At 61.3% G+C, this 15,658-nt stretch carries 20 protein-coding genes and 1 pseudogene; 11 read left to right on the top strand and 10 right to left on the bottom strand.

Translation table 11 applies throughout. The annotated features are described in order from the left end of the window. Positions 1 to 157 precede the first annotated feature (157 nt). Both GR158_RS11600 and GR158_RS11605 read left to right on the top strand, forming a co-directional pair. Positions 158 to 436, top strand: a complete 279-nt coding sequence (locus GR158_RS11600; RefSeq protein ID WP_160871199.1) for a hypothetical protein — start codon at positions 158 to 160, stop codon at positions 434 to 436. 184 nt (positions 437 to 620) lie between these two features. Next, positions 621 to 1,142 (top strand): YcxB family protein, encoded by a 522-nt coding sequence (locus tag GR158_RS11605; RefSeq protein ID WP_160871200.1) that lies wholly within the window; start codon positions 621 to 623, stop codon positions 1,140 to 1,142. A 421-nt stretch (positions 1,143 to 1,563) separates the two neighbouring features. Here the strand turns inward: GR158_RS11605 and GR158_RS11610 are convergent, their stop codons facing one another. From GR158_RS11610 to GR158_RS11625, 4 genes are all read right to left on the bottom strand, one after another. After that, the gene (locus tag GR158_RS11610) at positions 1,564 to 2,616 is read right to left on the bottom strand and encodes a preprotein translocase subunit SecY (RefSeq protein ID WP_160871201.1); all 1,053 of its coding nucleotides are present in this window, start codon (positions 2,614 to 2,616) and stop codon (positions 1,564 to 1,566) included. Positions 2,617 to 2,695: 79 nt separating this feature from the next. Beyond that, positions 2,696 to 4,654: a DKNYY domain-containing protein gene (locus tag GR158_RS11615; RefSeq protein ID WP_160871202.1), complete on the bottom strand. Its 1,959-nt coding sequence runs from the start codon at positions 4,652 to 4,654 to the stop codon at positions 2,696 to 2,698. A gap of 95 nt (positions 4,655 to 4,749) precedes the next feature. Then, entirely contained in the window at positions 4,750 to 5,955 is a 1,206-nt protein-coding gene (locus tag GR158_RS11620; RefSeq protein ID WP_160871203.1) for a hypothetical protein, read from the bottom strand. Between the two features lie 115 nt (positions 5,956 to 6,070). Continuing rightward, positions 6,071 to 6,253: a hypothetical protein gene (locus tag GR158_RS11625; RefSeq protein WP_134650378.1), complete on the bottom strand. Its 183-nt coding sequence runs from the start codon at positions 6,251 to 6,253 to the stop codon at positions 6,071 to 6,073. A 386-nt stretch (positions 6,254 to 6,639) separates the two neighbouring features. Here GR158_RS11625 and GR158_RS11630 point away from each other — a divergent pair, with 386 nt between their 5' ends. From GR158_RS11630 to GR158_RS11640, 3 genes are all read left to right on the top strand, one after another. After that, entirely contained in the window at positions 6,640 to 7,233 is a 594-nt protein-coding gene (locus GR158_RS11630; protein WP_246665621.1) for a Crp/Fnr family transcriptional regulator, read from the top strand. Between the two features lie 149 nt (positions 7,234 to 7,382). Then, positions 7,383 to 7,895 (top strand): sigma-70 family RNA polymerase sigma factor, encoded by a 513-nt coding sequence (locus GR158_RS11635; protein WP_246665622.1) that lies wholly within the window; start codon positions 7,383 to 7,385, stop codon positions 7,893 to 7,895. Positions 7,896 to 8,012: 117 nt separating this feature from the next. Beyond that, on the top strand, positions 8,013 to 8,240 hold the full coding sequence (locus tag GR158_RS11640; RefSeq protein ID WP_134650375.1) for a hypothetical protein: 228 nt from the start codon (positions 8,013 to 8,015) through the stop codon (positions 8,238 to 8,240). A 9-nt stretch (positions 8,241 to 8,249) separates the two neighbouring features. Here GR158_RS11640 and GR158_RS25135 read toward each other — a convergent pair whose 3' ends face one another. Beyond that, the gene (locus GR158_RS25135; protein WP_202402245.1) at positions 8,250 to 8,630 is read right to left on the bottom strand and encodes a hypothetical protein; all 381 of its coding nucleotides are present in this window, start codon (positions 8,628 to 8,630) and stop codon (positions 8,250 to 8,252) included. Positions 8,631 to 8,694: 64 nt separating this feature from the next. After that, positions 8,695 to 10,026, bottom strand: coding sequence for an NAD(P)/FAD-dependent oxidoreductase (locus GR158_RS11645; RefSeq protein ID WP_160871206.1), 1,332 nt, complete (start codon positions 10,024 to 10,026; stop codon positions 8,695 to 8,697). 148 nt (positions 10,027 to 10,174) lie between these two features. Here GR158_RS11645 and GR158_RS11650 point away from each other — a divergent pair, with 148 nt between their 5' ends. Continuing rightward, positions 10,175 to 10,450, top strand: coding sequence for a hypothetical protein (locus tag GR158_RS11650; protein WP_160871207.1), 276 nt, complete (start codon positions 10,175 to 10,177; stop codon positions 10,448 to 10,450). A gap of 283 nt (positions 10,451 to 10,733) precedes the next feature. On the opposite strand, the pseudogene GR158_RS11655 reads toward GR158_RS11650, so the two are convergent. After that, a pseudogene (locus GR158_RS11655) lies at positions 10,734 to 10,931 on the bottom strand (hypothetical protein); the annotation flags it as partial. Between the two features lie 217 nt (positions 10,932 to 11,148). On the opposite strand from GR158_RS11655, the gene GR158_RS11660 reads away from it, so the two are divergent. Further along, positions 11,149 to 11,388 (top strand): hypothetical protein, encoded by a 240-nt coding sequence (locus tag GR158_RS11660; RefSeq protein WP_160871208.1) that lies wholly within the window; start codon positions 11,149 to 11,151, stop codon positions 11,386 to 11,388. On the opposite strand, the gene GR158_RS11665 is transcribed toward GR158_RS11660, so the two are convergent. After that, on the bottom strand, positions 11,369 to 12,103 hold the full coding sequence (locus tag GR158_RS11665) for a Crp/Fnr family transcriptional regulator (protein ID WP_246665623.1): 735 nt from the start codon (positions 12,101 to 12,103) through the stop codon (positions 11,369 to 11,371). The two genes, GR158_RS11660 and GR158_RS11665, sit on opposite strands and share 20 nt — an antisense overlap. A 215-nt stretch (positions 12,104 to 12,318) precedes the next feature. On the opposite strand from GR158_RS11665, the gene GR158_RS11670 reads away from it, so the two are divergent. From GR158_RS11670 to GR158_RS11680, 3 genes are read left to right on the top strand one after another with little or no spacing between them, the layout of a single operon-like run. Next, positions 12,319 to 12,543, top strand: coding sequence for a hypothetical protein (locus tag GR158_RS11670; protein WP_160871210.1), 225 nt, complete (start codon positions 12,319 to 12,321; stop codon positions 12,541 to 12,543). 13 nt (positions 12,544 to 12,556) lie between these two features. Next, on the top strand, positions 12,557 to 12,778 hold the full coding sequence (locus GR158_RS11675) for a hypothetical protein (protein WP_134650368.1): 222 nt from the start codon (positions 12,557 to 12,559) through the stop codon (positions 12,776 to 12,778). Between the two features lie 37 nt (positions 12,779 to 12,815). Beyond that, the gene (locus GR158_RS11680) at positions 12,816 to 13,895 is read left to right on the top strand and encodes a DNA topoisomerase IB (protein WP_160871211.1); all 1,080 of its coding nucleotides are present in this window, start codon (positions 12,816 to 12,818) and stop codon (positions 13,893 to 13,895) included. 59 nt (positions 13,896 to 13,954) lie between these two features. Here the strand turns inward: GR158_RS11680 and GR158_RS11685 are convergent, their stop codons facing one another. Next, positions 13,955 to 14,251 (bottom strand): DUF3175 domain-containing protein, encoded by a 297-nt coding sequence (locus GR158_RS11685; protein ID WP_160871212.1) that lies wholly within the window; start codon positions 14,249 to 14,251, stop codon positions 13,955 to 13,957. Positions 14,252 to 14,253: 2 nt separating this feature from the next. Continuing rightward, entirely contained in the window at positions 14,254 to 14,871 is a 618-nt protein-coding gene (locus GR158_RS11690; RefSeq protein ID WP_160871213.1) for a flavodoxin family protein, read from the bottom strand. A gap of 181 nt (positions 14,872 to 15,052) precedes the next feature. On the opposite strand from GR158_RS11690, the gene GR158_RS11695 reads away from it, so the two are divergent. Continuing rightward, positions 15,053 to 15,547: a BON domain-containing protein gene (locus GR158_RS11695; RefSeq protein WP_160871214.1), complete on the top strand. Its 495-nt coding sequence runs from the start codon at positions 15,053 to 15,055 to the stop codon at positions 15,545 to 15,547. Positions 15,548 to 15,658: the final 111 nt, after the last annotated feature.

Raw genomic sequence — 15,658 nt, forward strand, 5'->3', positions numbered from 1 at the left:
GACTGATCGGTTCTCGCCATGGGCTGACAGACCGGATTTACGCGCGTCTTCGAAGCGTCACGCCAAAGCGTCTCAAAGGGAGTGCATCGCCATTGGTCATAGAGACGCTGGCTGCTATTTATTCCTGCCCCGGGAATTAAAGAGGAGTCTTCCAGTTTTGCTGTTATTGGAAATCTTGCTTTTTTCAGCAGCGTTTTTGGCGGTCATTTTTCTGGCGGCTCACCAAATTGTCACGCAGGTCAGGGAGTACCGATTTTATAAGAGCAACGGCGGTGATTTTTCCGTCGACAGCGGCGTGGACAATCTGAAGCTTGATGAGCGTGTTCATATCAATGCTCTCGGCCTCACGAATTGGCAGCGCTTCTATCTCTTCCGTCCGTTTTACATCGTATTGCTCATAGCCTTCGCCGGCATGATGATCTTCTCCTTGTTCTGACCGGCATGATAATAGCCCGCTGTTGTGCGTGGAGGCCGAGTTTGTTCATCGGCAGCCCGTTCAGCACCTCCTTATCCACCAGATGTCGTCGAAATCCTGATTTTTCGCCCGTCGCAGTCGTTGCTTTTCCACGTCACAAACGTTTGCTGTTAAAGAGCTGAAACAGACCCTTACCAGGCAGGCAATGAGCGATACGAACCGCAGCGTTACCCTCACCTTGACCGCCGACGACTATGTCGCGGCCAACAAGCTGTTCATCCTGAAAAGTGCAACGTCACTCCGGCCGCTCGTTTGCTGGCTGATATTCGTTGCGCTGCTGCTCGGCTCGTTCTTCGTACCGGCGCTGCGACTTCGTGTTGAGCCTTACGCGGCATTCTTCTACATCTGTGTGGCGGTTGTGATCGCGATACCGTTCTATCAATATTTCTTCGCTGCTACCGTGTTTGCCCGCAAGGCTTACGCAAACCAGAAAACCCTTCAGCATCCGATGAGGGTTTCATGGTCGGACGGTGGCTTCAAGAGCACCGCAGAGCAGGGCGAATGGAACATCCCCTGGGCCGACTACCTCAAATGGACCGAGGACAGCAAGGTAATCCTCCTCTTCCAGGGACCGCGCCTGTTCAACATGCTGCCCAAGCGTGTCCTCACGCCAGCCCAGATCGACGACCTCAGGCAAATGCTGGCCGCCAACATCAAGCGCGCGTGAGAACACCTGAACGGGTTTGCGGAAGGGTCTTACTTTCAATCCCATATGAACTTGGCGGCTCATCTCGGTTTTGCCCTTCATGCGGGCGGGTTGCCACGCAGTTCCTAAATTTCCCGACAAATCTCCGGCGCTGAAATTCAAAGGGAGTTTCGTTCATAAAAGTCGTGCGCGAAGGAGCATCTCGATTCGGCCAAGCTGGCAAATGGCGACCCATGGCGGGATGCGGATGCTTTTTGGCACGCTGGGCCTCGATGTGCTTGGCGACGATACCAACCTTAGCCCCATAATCCATTATTATCGCGCATTATGCACGCCCGACGGGCTGTGCGGTTTTGCGGGATGTAGCGCGGTATAACTGCACCTTCGCATGAGTGGTCTCGCGGCCGCCTGACCCGACAGTTCAGTTGACCGGCCAAATGCCTCATCGGGTCTGCCGGCGGCCGCTCACCAGAACCCGACCCAGGGCGAGGACGACGGTGACGCAGACGATGAGCGCGGGGCCGGTGGGTGCCGCCGGCGCGAAGACGATCAGGTGCAGCAGCCCCAGGCCCGCGCAGAGCAGGACTTGCGCCAAGGCCACGACAGTCAGGATCGGCTTCATGTCTGCCCGGCGGTCGAACGGCAGCTGCCGGAAATAGCCATAGACGAAGAGCGGTATGAGCACGCTCATGAACACGGTGTGCATCGCCGTGGCGAGCCATGGCGCTGTTTCGAGCGAAGCCGGCAGCAGGATGATGGGAACGACCATCAGATATCCGGTGGCGATGCCCGCCAGAAACGGAGGCCAGAGGAGAACGCTCAAGGGCGTATCCTGCCGCATGCCGTCGTCCCGGCCGGTAGCGAGCAGCAGTCGGTTCAACGCCACGACGATGGCGACGGCTACGACGACGGCGCCGGCAAGCATCCAGAGATGCCACGGCGGCATGATGCCGGATCGGACCGTTTGAATGGACATGACGATTTCCCGAGGCACGCGCGAAAACATAGGGATCGTCATGAGCAGCCATATGCCGCTGCCGAGGCCCGGAAGCCGGATCGCATCGTTCAGCCACAGCAACAGGGCGGATACGCCGACAAAGGCTGCGATCCCCAGGGCCATGGCGCCGAGCGTATCGGCCATGAGGCCCATGGTGACGAATGCCGTCAGCACACCGTAGGCCTGCAGGGCGGTCAAAAGCAGCACGGCAATGCCGAAGAGCAGCCTTGGCCAGCCGGCATGGCCCAGCCGTTCCGTCAGGTCCGGCGCCATCAATCTCACGAGTTCGACAAGCGCCAGCAGGCTGAACAGCGGAACGGTTCCCAAAGCGAACAGCGACAGCCGCTCCATGCCGCCGGACTGCGCCAGCTGGAGGCTTGCCGGAATAAGATCGATGCCGGGAATGGGAAGACGCATGCAGGCCGCGATGATGATGAAGGCCAGCACGGTCATGAGGATCGTGTATCGTCTGTGGTCGCGGCGTGGAGTGGTCATCATCTGGGTTCGCTTCGCCTCGGTGTTTTGATGTCGATCGTGGTCACAGTCATGACGTATGGCAAGGGGATCCGCCAGTCGCTCACACCTGCTCCTCCAACGGGAATTGTCGAACGCGGCCGCTGACGACCTGGAATTTGACGTCTCCGACATGCACGGCATAGTGCCCCAGCGTATGCACGCGGGTGCGGTCGACCTCCGGGCAGGCGACGAGGCCGGAATCGGTAAGGGCATAGACATGCCGCACGTCGGCCGCGAAAATGCGGTTGAGGAAGGTCAGCGTGGCGGGATCGATGCCGGGGAGGGGCTTGCGATAACTGCCGCCGAAAAGCATGTGTCCCTCGGCATCGATCAGAAGCTGCTCGTGGACGCCACGCGCCGTTGCGGGATCGACCTTGCCGGGCCTGGTGACGGGTTTACCACGGTAAAGCAGCGTCTCGCCCATACGGGCGAAGGTGCAGCCGAGCGCTTCGACAGCATCGGGATCATCGATGCCGCGTTTGCGCACGCCCTCGACGATCAGCCCCTTGGCATCGCGCGCATAGGCGCCGCCGAGCACCTCGAAACTCTTCAGATCCGCCTTGACGATGACAAGCGCCGGCATGGGCGCCGTGCTGTCGAAATAATAGGCCTGCCGGCGATCGCGAAACCAGGGGCCGGACACACGCTCGAAACTCGCGGCGTCGGCACCCTTGACCGGCGAGCATCCGTAACGCTCCATCCCCGGTTCGAAATAGCGCAGCCCGTGCCTGTCCTCGGCAAAGACATCGACGATGTGGCGAAGGCTGTCATGGTCGAAATGATCCAGTGAGACCCACGCGCCATCATGCGGACGTGCCGGTCGGACCAGGACACGGCTCCCGTCGCTGAAATAGGGTCCGCCCATGGGGACCAGCTCGGCGGCGTCCGCGGCCCCACGCTCCCGCCGCGCCTTTTCGCGATGCCACCAGGTGCCGGTGAGCTCGGGATGCGACTCGAAATAGCGGCTCCAGTGTTCGAATTCGGCGGATACCGATTTCGGCTCCCCACGCGAGAAGGGCCGGTCCTTGTCGTAGGCGCAATATTGGCCGGCCTCGGACGCGCAGGTGAAGCTTTGCCGGTCCGCCTCGGGGATCGGACGGTTTTCCCAGTAGATGCGGTTCCTGTCGGCGAAATACCGACCCTCGTCGCCTATCGCGTGGAAGCTCGGTGCGTCCGCGCCCTTGATTTCGACGCCATAGGCATAGACCTTGCGGCTGTCCTTGGCATAGTGGCTTTCATCGACATGGATGCCGGGTTTCTGGCCGCGTCCGTAATAATAACTCACGATTTCGAACGTGCCGGGCTCCGCCATCGGCAGGCGCAGGTTGGTGATGTAGAAGCCGGCGGCCTTATCGGCGCCGTAGCGCTCGTTCAGCACGGTGAAGCTTTCCGGATCTGCGCCGCGCGCGACGAACCAGAAGATTTTCGTGGGCGTCTCGCCCTGGCCGTAGACGCGCTTGGCGTCGCAGAACCAGCGATCGCCAAGCTGGCGGAAGGTCAAAGGGTCGAGGCCGGCGAGAGGCACCCCCTTTCGATCTGCGATCGGAGCACCGTCGACGCAAACATGGCTGCCATCGTGAACGTAACGGATGACGGGAAAGCGCCGCTCGCAGATGTAGTGCGCGACCCAGTCGACGTCCGAGAAGGGGCCGATGCGCGGGTTGGCTTCGACCGCCCGCCGCAGGGTGCCGAGTTCCCGGCGCATGCTGAACGGCTCGGGCACGGGCAGGTCGATGCCGTCATGTTCGGTCAGATGATCGAAGAGTGCGCGGTCATGCTCGGGCTCAGGCAAGCCCTCGCGGGCATAGGCGCCGGCAACCCAGCCCGTATTGGCGAAGTGAAGCTGCCCGTAACGGTTGTTGCAGTTCTGCCAGCGCGCAGCGTCGATGCCGAGCCGGGAGAGGATTTCGCGTGCGGGGCGCCCCACATCGGCAAAGAGCGATGCCGCGTACCAGTGCGCATAGGGAAGGGGGAAAAGCTCGCTCAGTTCCGGTCTGTTCGAAATCGTGCTGTCCTCCATCTGCGTGTTCGTCGTGCGCCCCAGCCCGTACCCGATTGTTCGACGTCCGCGCGGCCTGGAATATTCTTCGGAGATTCGGTTTGGCGCGCCGGACGCTACGGCGCGGCCATCATACGGTCGGCCGCCCGCCTTGCCAGATCGAAAGCCGTCATGCCGGGCAGGCGGGCCATGAACGCGGCGCGACCATCGCCGGACACGGGCGGCGACCACCATGCAGCGGTGTAGAGCCTGTCGCCGCTCAGGGTGACGGTTGCGAAAACCTCTCCGGCCTCGCCTCCGGTTTTCGTGGCGATGTCAAAGTGGAAATGGTTCTTCGTGCCCTCGACGCCATCGGGCGGCGAAGCGCTGTCGCTCGACAGCAGTTGCGCGCTACCGAAATCCGGCGACTGCCTGGCGATGAAATCGCGCAGGAACGTCTCTCCATCGCGTGCGATGTCGAAGCCGGCGGGCGCATCGAAAGCGCCAAGCCAGACGAGGCCGGCATCCTTGCCATCGCGCTTGCGCACCATGCTGAGTTCGGCGGGGACGCCGCCCTGGAAGTCGTTGATGGCGATGCTCCAGGCGGGCGAAACCGGCAGGGCCACGGTGCGTGACCCGAGTTTCAGCGGGACATCGGTCATGCCGGCCCAATGGCTGACCGGCTTGCCGTCGGCAAAGGTCAGGCCATCGAGCGCCGTTCGTGCGAATGTCTCGATGTTCCCGCCGGTCGCGAAGGCGCTTTCCTCGTCCGTACCGGCGGGCGTGGCGATGAAATGAAAGACGAGGAGCTTGGTGCCGCGTGTCAGGCAGCGCGAATAGGCCACCTGCTCGAACCGGCCGTCTTTGACGCGCATGCTGCGCACGGATGCGCTCGACAGGTCGTCCGCGATGGATCGTGAGAAAACTTCGAGGCCAATCAATCCCACCTCGTAGAGGCAGACCCGTAATGCCGCCGCCGGATATTGGAGATCCAGCGCCATGATGGTCACGTCCGCCGGCACGGCAGCCGATGGTGCGATCTTGCCGACCACCGTCACGTTGCCGGCGGTACCCGCCCGGCGAGGCTGGATTTCCACGGTCTGGAAATCAGCGTTGGCGGGAACGAGGATTTCGCCTCGCAGGTCCGTGCTCCCGAAGTCGAAGGTCTGTTTCCTCCAGCCCGCCGGTACGGGCTGTTGCGCCCACACTTGGCAGGATGCCGCAAGCCAGATCAGGAGGCCGGCGACACCATAGCGGAACGGGCCCCAAATGGCGTTCCCCGCAATGTCCCGCCGCCGGTTACGGCCGAGTTTTGTTTCCGGATGGCTTAGTCTGCCCGTCACGAATGCCCTCTGTCGCACTGCTGTTCAGTCCGACAAGATATAGGCGCGGGCGCGAGAGTTAAACCGCAAGCGTTCTATATCAGAACCTTGTCAAGGACGGATGGCGTCCGCTGGCTTAGCGGAAACGGACCGGTCGTTTCGTCAGGTTCATCTGGATCGCCAAGCGGTCCGCGAATGGCCCGATCAGGCGGACCAGTTTCCGGGCTTCCGCTTCGTGTATGCCCTGCTGCCTGCAATAGAGCACGACGTCATACACCCTGACCTGCGCTACGGAGCGATTGCTGTCGACGTGTTGCATGGTGTTCCTCCCGGTGAAGCCCGCAAAATGCACGCGGAGGCGGGAAGTTCCGCGGGGAAAAGCTCCGTACGAAACCGTACGAATGCGATGCGGCGCCTGCGGGCGGGAGACCTCTGTCCGCTTTCGTACCGACCCTCCAGACCGGGTTGTTTCGCCGATTGTATGGCCATAGATGGACAGCCATTGACTTTGGGAGAGACCGAGGCCTTTGGCGGATATGCGGTCGATGAACTGCATTGGATTTATTGATGGCAGCTGGTTGTGACGGCGGGTTTCGGAACAACCTTCTTCGGCGTTTACCGGAAGCGAGCCTGCAACGGATTTTGCCGCATCTCGAACGGGTGCGGCTTCCCCGATGGCATCAGCTGTCTTCACCCCAGCAGCCGATGAAACACGCCTATTTCTTCGAAAGCGGCATAGCATCGGTGGTTATCCGCTCGCCTGATGGACGGTGCAGCGAGATCGGCATCGTCGGCAGGGATGGCATGTATCCCGCCTCGGCCATTCTGGACGTGGACGCCGATCCATTCTCGGTCCACATGCAGATCCAGGGCGAAGCGCACCGGATTGCCACGCCCGCTCTCAAGTCGATGATGGCCGAAGATCCGGAGATCCACCGGCTGCTTGCCTGTTACGTCCAGGCGCTGACCGTCCAGCAGGCCTACACCTCGCTCTCCAACGCGGTGCACCAGATCGGCGAGCGTCTCGCCCGCTGGATCCTGATGTGCCATGACCGTGTGGACGGAACGGAGATCAGTCTGACGCACGAGTTCATGTCGATGGTGCTTGCGGTCAGGCGTCCCAGCATCACCACGGCGCTCCACGTGCTGGAAGGCAAGAAGCTCATCTATTCCGAACGGGGTGTTGTCAGCGTCCGCGACAGGGCGGGGCTGGTCGCCTTCGCGCGGGACGCCTATGGCGAATGCGAGCGGGAATATGAGCGCCTCATCGGGACAAGCATCGCGCGTTCCTCGGACTGATCGGAATATGCCTTCATGTTTTGCCGGAAACCGTGCGGTCCCGCCGATCGCGAAGCGCGACCACGTGCGCATTTCCGCGCGGTGATCCGTACGATAACGTACTGCAACCTCTTTGAAGCCGTCTCGTTCCCTTTGAAATGGAGGAACGAATGGACGCCTTGGTTACTGCCCCAATCGAGCAGACAGTTCATGCCCAGATCGAAGCCCAGTTGCCTGCCCTCAGGCGGTTTGCGCGGCAATTGTGTCGTGCAATCAGCGATCGCGAAGATCTCGTTCAGGAAACGGTGATGCGGGCCCTGCGGTCCTCCCATCAATTTCGCCCGAACACAAATCTCCGCTCATGGTTGTTCACGATCATGCGCAACACCTTCAACACCGAATATCATCGCCGCTGCCGGGAGCCCGCCGGCATGGATCCGGAGCTTTTCGAACGGATCAGCATCAGCGCGCCGCAGGAATGGGCGGTCTGCCGCAGCGAATTGCGATCAGCGCTCAAGCGCATTCCTTTCAGCACCCGCCGCACATTGCTGCTGGTGGCGATGGGTGTCAGCTACATCGACACGGCAAGGCTTTGCGCCTGTGAAATCGGCACGGTCAAGAGCCGGGTCAACCGTGCGAGAAAGATGCTCGAGGACGATATCGGGCGGCCCGGGGTCATGTAGGCGTCCACGCGCGCCGGCGCTGAGCGGCGGGAACACTGTACGCTTTCGTACAGTGTTCCCGCTTTGTATTGGGCCGCAAGTTCTCTAAGCTTTCCTCTTCTCATTCAGGAGGTGAGCATGTGCAGCTACACACATTACGGCGCATTCGATCCTGAAGAACTGGGCGCGTTGCAGTCGGTCTTCGACGAGTTGACCGCACAGCCATGGTTTGCTGCCTCGGACGAAGCGCGAGAGAGCTTTGCCAGATATCTCTTCGATACCTTCGCCGATGCTACATTCGATCCCGCCAAGCATCGCTTTGTCGTAGAGTCGTCGGCCCGCATGTTTTACGCGAAAGAGACGTAGGCTGCGCGCTCAGGACTGGCCGGGCAGGGCATTCTTGTCAGCCGGTGCGGCAGGTTGGGCGTCATTGGTTTCCTTTCCTTCGACGAAAGGGGAGGGCGCCGTCGGTTGCCTGATGACGAAATAGCCGAGAATGCAGCCCACCACGACGAACAGGACCGCCAGAAAAATAGGCCCGGTCCGTGCGCGGGGTTGGTCCGAACCGTCGTCGACCTGCGGCGTTGCGGCGGGGGTGTCCTTTCCATAGAGGCTTCTGACCTTCCGGTTTTGCTGCGCGCGCTCCGTCGGTGACAGGCGTCGCTGCTTCATAACACCGTAAACCAGCACAGCCCCCAGGAGCAGCGCGCCGCCCGCAATCGCCAGAAACCAGAACTGTTCTTCCATCGCTTCCATAGCGTCCTCCTGTTCGGTTCGTGAACGCGACGCAGGCCGCCTCCGGTTTGTCGGCCTCGCGAAATTAACGCCCCGCTGCCGGCGGGTTCTCGAACGGTTTGTCGGGTGGATCCGATGTGTCGTCGTCACGACCGTGGTTCTCGTCGATCAGGCGTGCACTGCGTTGCCGGGTGAAGTAACGCGTTATCCACTGAATGCTGACCAGCAGGCGTTTTTCGAAATTCACCAGCAGATAGACGTGGACGAGGGCCCACAGGAACCAGGCCATGCGGCCCTTCAGGGTCCAGGACCCGAAATCGAAGATCGCGGCGTTGCGGCCGATGACGGCGGTGTTGCCACGGTTGTGAAACCGGAACGGTGCCGTGTGCGTGCGGCCGGTCAGTTTATGGCGCAGGCGGTCCGCCACATACTCGCCCTGCTGCTTGGCGACCTGCGCCAGTGCCGGAAGCGGCTTTCCATCCTCATCCGTCGCCAGGGCCGTATCGCCGATGACCGCAATATCAGGATGCCCGGGCAGCGACAGATCCGGTTCCACGGGAATGCGGCCCTGCTGCCCGCCTTCCACGTCAAGCCAGCGCGCAGCGGGCGAGGCACGCACACCCGCACCCCAGACGATGCAGCTTGTTTCGATGCGCTCGTCGCCCAGCGACAAGGAGTCGGCGTCGATTTTGGTCACGCTGCGTCCGGTCAGGACCCGAACGCCGATATCCGTCAGATAGGCATGCGCGTAGGCCGCGAGTTTCTCCGGGAAGGCGGCAAGGATGCGGGGCCCGGCTTCGATGAGAAGGACATCGACCTCGTTCTTGTTGATGGCCTTGAAGTCGTGATGGATCATCTGGCGCGCCAGTTCGGAAATGGCGCCGGCCATCTCGACACCGGTCGGACCGCCGCCGATGATGGCGAAGGTGAGCAGGCGTTTGCGAATGGCGGGATCGGTTGCGCGCTCCGCGCGCTCGAAGGCGGACAGCAATCGGTGGCGGATGAGCCTTGCTTCATGAATGGTCTTGAGGCCCGGGGCGAACGGCTTCCACCCGTCGTTGCCGAAATAGTTGTATTCCGAGCCGGTCGCGATGACGAGGTCGTCATAGGGGAGCGACGTGCCGTCCTTCAGCAGAACACGGTGCCCGGTGCTGTCGATACCGACGACCTCGCCCAGCAGGACACGGATATTGTCATATCGCCCGAGCGTCCGACGCACGGGTTCTGCGATATCGGCCGGCGACAGGGCGGCAGTGGCCACCTGGTAGAGCAGGGGCTGGAAGAGATTGTGGTTGCGCCGGTCCACGACGGTAACGGTGATGCCCGACTTGCCGAGGCCCTTTGCGCAGGCGAGGCCGGCAAAGCCCGCACCGATGATGACGACCTGTGAATGCGTGTAAGGGTCATGGGTGGACATGGTCTCTTGCGCGCCTCTTTCATGACATGTGCCGCTGCACATCAGGACAATGGGCCAACCTCGGCCTTCAAGGATTGTTCCGACCTTGGCGGGGAACAATGGAGGCTGGCGGGGATTGGCAGTGTAGTGCCAACGAGGAAAAACGGCCATGCCGCATCAGCACGCTATCGAGCCTCCCAAGGAGAGTGCAGACTATCCCGGTCGCAGCGCCGACTGCGTCGCCGCGCTGCGACCTGCCGTCGCGGACCTGGCGATAGCGGCGCCGGAGGATCTGACGACAACGATGACCACCGGGCCTGCGGGCAATTTCGCGGAGCTTGTTGCAGGAGCGGAGAGAGCAGGGTGGCGCGCCGACGAGGCGCAAGACGCCATAAGGCAGCTGGCACGCGAGCAGGAAGGCGCCCGCGGCACATTGTTCGACTGACAGGAGCCCGCTCTTTCTATCGTACCGCCTCAGAAGAAACGGCGGCATCCGGAATGCCGCCGTCTTTCATCTCGTTGTTGCGGTGCCCGATCGGGGGCCGCGATGGCTATGTTTCATCCTGGGGAACGTGTTTCTTCACGGTCGAGGTATTGGCGGCTGAAACCGGGTCGGAGGCGGGGAACGTGTCTTCCAGCCCTTTCTGGAGCTCTCCTTCCTGACTGGGTCGCGCCTGGCGGGATTGCTCTTCCTTGAGCGATTGCACGGCCGGAGACTGTCCGCCTTGATCACCTTTGGCTTTCATCGCGTCCGCTACCCCATTGCGCTCGGGATCCTTGTTCGTCTCACCGACGGCGTCGCGCGCGGTGTCGGGATCGTCCTTGGCAGGCAGGTAGCCGCGCGGTCTGGATGATTCCGGCCCCTCCCAGCGAGGCGACTGATCCGTGGTGCCCGGTGCGCCGTCCTGCGGTTTGTTCATACCCATGTGACATCTCCTTTCACGCTCTAAACCGTCTGGATCGCGGGATGTTCCGTTTCCACAGGGTCCGACAGGCGTGAAAACAAGGCGGGCGCTGGTCTCTAGGCAGAGTATCGGGCGTGCGGCGTCGCCTTGTGCGCGACCCGTCGAACCGCCGGGTCAACACCGTCCGGAACAAAGCACCGCGGCTTTCTGTTCGCATGGTTTGCAGGAGGAAATAAGAGTGCGATACTTCTTTAATATTCGCGACGGAGAGCGCACGGAAGAGGATCTCGAAGGATCGGAATTCGATACTTTGGAGCTTGCGATCGAGGACGCACGGTTGGCGGCGCGTGAGATCATGGCGGAGCATGTTCTGGCGGGATATGAGCCGGACGGGCAGTTTTTCGACATCGCCGATGAAGAGGGCCGGGTTCTTGTGAGCGTGCCGTTTCGCTCAGCGCTCAGATCGAAGTCTCAATGAGTGGTGGCGACGGTTCGGAATGACCCGATATAAGTCGTCGATATTCCGTTTCCGGCATACCGTATGAGGCGCCGGCAAGCTGTGCCAGCCCTGCGCGGTCCCGGATCGTCACGAGCCGGCGGCTGGATTGTATAAGGCGCTTTCCCTCAAGCAAATGCAGGGCGTCCGTTACGCTGGGCCGACGCACGCCAAGCATAAGCGCGAAAAAATCGTGGGTGAGGGGAAGGCGGTCGCCCAGGCGATCCTGCGACATCAGCAGCCAGCGCGCGAGGCGCTGCTCCACATTAAACCTTCCATTGGCCAGGCTGGTGGCGGCGATCTGCATCATGAAGACATGCGCGAAACGCAGGAGAAACCACCTTAGCCGCGGGCGCCTGTCCATCAGGTCCCTCAGGGCGTCGCTGCGGATACGCAGGGCCGTCCCGCCGACCTGCATGAAAGCATAATGCGGGCTGCTGTCGACGCCGAGAAGCGCGGGCACGCCGGACAATCCCTCGGCGCCGACGCAGCCGACCTCGACTTCCTTGCCGCGTGGGCCGGCGATTTCCGACGATAGACCGTTCAGGAAAAAATAGACGTGCTCGATGGCCTCGTGGGCGTGGAACAGGAATTGCCCCTGATCCAGATCCACGCGCTCAAATTGCGCCGATAACGCCGCCAAATCGTCGGGGTCGACGCGTGCAAGCAGTCCGTTGCTATGATTATCCTCGGCCAAGGCCGGCTCCTTCCCGCAACAGCATCCGGTTTCAGGTCTTTGACGAAAATGCTGCGTTGCCCCAACATCTCTTAACCGCCAAGTGCCGATACAGTTCCATATTCGCGCCGTCTGATCCATCCCGCGAAACCTGATGTCATTTCACGCGTTACGCCACGAGATATCACCGCGCCTGACGCATGACGTTAGAGCGCCACCACAAGAAGGCCAGGCATATGCGTGATTCCCGTGACGACCGGACCGAAGAACTGAACGCCGTCATCGATACCAAGCTGACCGCTCTCGTTGTGGAACTGGAAGATGCCGGCTGGAACATGGAGGACATCGCTCTGGCGATCCAGCAGGTCTTGAGCCGCAATTGGCTCGATCAGATCGAGGCGATGAGACGCGCACGTGCGGCTGTGTCCGACAATTTCGTTTCGGATGGAAATGAGGGTTGAAGAGGAGAGGCGGATGCCGACCACCTATCAGATCGTCGCGCTCAGCGCGCTCGATCCCGAAGGCACGGACACGCGCGACGAGCCGAAACTGGTCTTTCCGGATGCGCTGAAAATGGCGCAGGGGCTGAAGGACCAGGGAAAGGCTTTCCGCGTCTTTGCCGATGGCGAGCCTTCCGGCGACCAGCTCCAAGCTCTGCGCGATCTTGGAGCCGTTGAGGTCCTTCCGACGATTTAGACCGGGAACAGCGGACGGGTCTGCGAGTTATCGCGTCATGAACCAGATGCCCCGCGTGTTCGCCGATGCCCCTTCCGATACCGACCTCCACGCGAAGTTGGTTTACATCGAAGGTTTGGAAACCGGTATCACGCGCAAAACGGGCGCAAAGGGATATCTCTATTACGGGCCCGACGGGCGAAGGATCACAGACCGCGCGGAAATCGCGCGCCTGAACGCTCTCGCGATTCCACCGGCCTATACCGACGTGGTGATTTCCACCAACCCGTATTCTCATTTGCAGGCGATCGGCAAGGATGCGCGCGGCCGCCGTCAGTATCGCTATCACGCCGACTGGCATGCCGAGCGCGGCCGTGCCAAATTCGAACGGCTCATCGACTTCGCGAACCGGCTGCCGGACCTGCGTGAGCGTGTGGAACACGACCTGCGTTCGCCCGGCCTGACGTTCGACAAGGCGCTGGCGACCGTCATCTGGATGCTCGACAATCTCTATATCCGTGTCGGCAACGCGGCCTATGCCGAGGCGAACAAATCCTATGGCTTGACGACATTGCGCAGGCGGCATGTCAAGGTCGACGGCGGCAACCTCAAGTTCCGTTTCAAGGGAAAGTCGGGCAAGGAGTGGAACCTCGTCCACAGCGATCGCCGGATTGCCAATGTGGTCCGCAAGCTGCAGGAGCTGCCGGGACAGCACCTTTTCAAATATGTGTGTGATGAGGGCGGCTGCCGGCCGATCTCCTCGCAGGACGTAAACGATTATATTCGCGAGATCGCCGGCGACGGTTTCAGCTCGAAGCAGTTTCGCACCTGGGGCGCAACGTGCATGGCCGTCCAGGCGCTTGCTACCGTCGATGTTCCGCCGACCAAGCGCGAACTCACCCGACAGATCAACCAGGCGATCGACACGGTCGCGGCAAGACTGGTGAACACCCGTGCCGTCTGTCGCTCATCCTACATTCATCCGGCCGTTTTCGAGGATTTTCATGCCGGCAGGCTGGGCGAGGTATTGAAGATGAAGACAAGCGCAAAACGTCTTCTGGACTGGATGGACGAGGATGAAATCCAGGTGTTTCGCTGGTTGAAAAAGCGATCGTCCATCATTGCGCAGGATAGTTGAGGCGGCGTCTTGGTCTGGAGGGTGACGCCTTTGGCGCCCTGAGTATCATGAATCTCAGGCTATTTACCCTTCTTTGGCTGCTTGCCGAAATCCTTTCGCAACTCCGCTTTCGCGTCTTCCAGTGTGTCGCGCCGGCTCTTCGAGAGCTGGCTGCCGGCGCGGTTGATGTAGAACGTCAGCATGGACATGGCCGAGCGGAACGGGCTCGATTTGCGCCGGCCGCTCTCTTCGGCAGACTGCTTGAGCGAACTGGCGATCTTCCTGGCGCTCTTCTGTTTGAAGACGCCGTTTTCGAGGTCCATGGCGTCGCTGTTTTCCGTGACGTCCTGCGACCACTTCTTCTTTTTCTTTCCCATGGTCATGCACCTTCACCTGGATAGGGACGGGCCTTCAGCAGCGTCGCGGCGTGCACGGTGTTGCGTGCGACAAGCGAGAGCGTGGAGCGCACGGGCTCCGGGATTTCATCGAGATCGACGAAATTCACGGATCCCATCGCCTCGCCGACCCAGTAGGTTAAGGCATTTGCGGGAATGGTGAAGCCGACATCGTTGAGCGCTTGAAAAAGCTCCGCGGAGACATGATGCGCGCCGTCCTCGTTGCCGACGACGGCAACGGCGGCGACGCGACCGTAGGACACCATGCGCCCCTCTTCGTCCTTTTCCTCCAGGAATGCATCCATGCGTTCAAGCGCGCGCTTGCAGACGCTGGACGGCTGCCCCATCCAGATCGGCGTGCCCATGATGAGGATGTCGGCGTCCAGGATCTTCTGGCGGATGGCCGGCCACGCGTCGCCATCGCCTTCATCGGACGTGACGCCCGGCTTGATATCGTGATCGGCCAGTTGCACGAACTGCGTGGTGACGCCGAGCGGCTCCATGGCCGCGGCGAGGAGTTTCAACATACGGTCGGTCGAGGAGGGGTCTTCGGCCCTCTTCGTCTTCAAGGTGCAGTTGAGCGCCAGTGCTGTCAGTGCCATCTTCGCCTCTTGTGTTGGGCATCGTGTGTCGGGATTGATGACCAACCACGCTTTTCGCCGATTGTTCCTCAAAAGCCGCATCGTCGCCGCCGGTCTTCCCGGCGAGCGAAATGCGACGTGGAACAAGGGCGAACCCTGATCGGTTAGGGATGCAACGCCAATTGTGAGCGAGGAAACGACGATGACCGATCGCAAACACCCATCCCGCGAAGAGGATTTTCGCGACTATGAAGAGCGGGATATCCGCGACGGCTGGCCTTATTCGGATAATGACGACGGCCGAAAGGCCGGCGGCAACGCACCCTACGGCGCCGGCGGCGCGGAACTCGACCAGATCGACAACGAGCGTCTTGCGGTGACGTCGGATCCTAAGGAACGCGCCGTCGCCGGCGCACCGACGCCATTCTCCGACGAGGAGGGTGGAACAATCAGCGACGATGATCTGGAGGCCCGCATCATGGAGGCGCTCGAGGACGATGGCCGCGTGGAACTGGACATGCTGCAGATCACCATTCGCGACGGCGTTGCCGAACTCGATGGCGCCGTCGACAGCGAAGATGACCGAAACCATCTCATCCGCTTCGTTCGAGGCGTGAAGGGTGTGCGCGATGTGACGGCCGAAGGCCTCGCGACACGCGGCATCGATAGCCATATCGCTGCAGACTCGACGGAATAGGAGGCCTGCTTGCGCTTGCGGTATGTCTTCCATGCCGAAGCGGTGGCCAACTTTTCTGACGACCGTCGACTGACCAGGGCGCGGTTTTTTGGGGGTGTGTCTCGCCACAAA

This window comes from Shinella sp. AETb1-6, assembly GCF_009826875.1.
GTDB lineage: Bacteria > Pseudomonadota > Alphaproteobacteria > Rhizobiales > Rhizobiaceae > Shinella > Shinella sumterensis.

What these genes read in the sequence shown, in the direction of transcription:
- GR158_RS11610 (WP_160871201.1), bottom strand. Translation starts at nt 2,616, where the DNA reads ATGATGACCACTCCACGCCGCGACCACAGACGATACACGATCCTCATG.
- GR158_RS11650 (WP_160871207.1), top strand. Translation starts at nt 10,175, where the DNA reads ATGCCGCATCAGCACGCTATCGAGCCTCCCAAGGAGAGTGCAGACTAT.
- GR158_RS11640 (WP_134650375.1), top strand. Translation starts at nt 8,013, where the DNA reads ATGTGCAGCTACACACATTACGGCGCATTCGATCCTGAAGAACTGGGC.
- GR158_RS11615 (WP_160871202.1), bottom strand. Translation starts at nt 4,654, where the DNA reads ATGGAGGACAGCACGATTTCGAACAGACCGGAACTGAGCGAGCTTTTC.
- GR158_RS11685 (WP_160871212.1), bottom strand. Translation starts at nt 14,251, where the DNA reads ATGGGAAAGAAAAAGAAGAAGTGGTCGCAGGACGTCACGGAAAACAGC.
- GR158_RS25135 (WP_202402245.1), bottom strand. Translation starts at nt 8,630, where the DNA reads ATGGAAGCGATGGAAGAACAGTTCTGGTTTCTGGCGATTGCGGGCGGC.
- GR158_RS11645 (WP_160871206.1), bottom strand. Translation starts at nt 10,026, where the DNA reads ATGTCCACCCATGACCCTTACACGCATTCACAGGTCGTCATCATCGGT.
- GR158_RS11670 (WP_160871210.1), top strand. Translation starts at nt 12,319, where the DNA reads ATGCGTGATTCCCGTGACGACCGGACCGAAGAACTGAACGCCGTCATC.
- GR158_RS11630 (WP_246665621.1), top strand. Translation starts at nt 6,640, where the DNA reads ATGAAACACGCCTATTTCTTCGAAAGCGGCATAGCATCGGTGGTTATC.
- GR158_RS11625 (WP_134650378.1), bottom strand. Translation starts at nt 6,253, where the DNA reads ATGCAACACGTCGACAGCAATCGCTCCGTAGCGCAGGTCAGGGTGTAT.
- GR158_RS11635 (WP_246665622.1), top strand. Translation starts at nt 7,383, where the DNA reads ATGGACGCCTTGGTTACTGCCCCAATCGAGCAGACAGTTCATGCCCAG.
- GR158_RS11695 (WP_160871214.1), top strand. Translation starts at nt 15,053, where the DNA reads ATGACCGATCGCAAACACCCATCCCGCGAAGAGGATTTTCGCGACTAT.
- GR158_RS11675 (WP_134650368.1), top strand. Translation starts at nt 12,557, where the DNA reads ATGCCGACCACCTATCAGATCGTCGCGCTCAGCGCGCTCGATCCCGAA.
- GR158_RS11680 (WP_160871211.1), top strand. Translation starts at nt 12,816, where the DNA reads ATGAACCAGATGCCCCGCGTGTTCGCCGATGCCCCTTCCGATACCGAC.
- GR158_RS11690 (WP_160871213.1), bottom strand. Translation starts at nt 14,871, where the DNA reads ATGGCACTGACAGCACTGGCGCTCAACTGCACCTTGAAGACGAAGAGG.
- GR158_RS11605 (WP_160871200.1), top strand. Translation starts at nt 621, where the DNA reads ATGAGCGATACGAACCGCAGCGTTACCCTCACCTTGACCGCCGACGAC.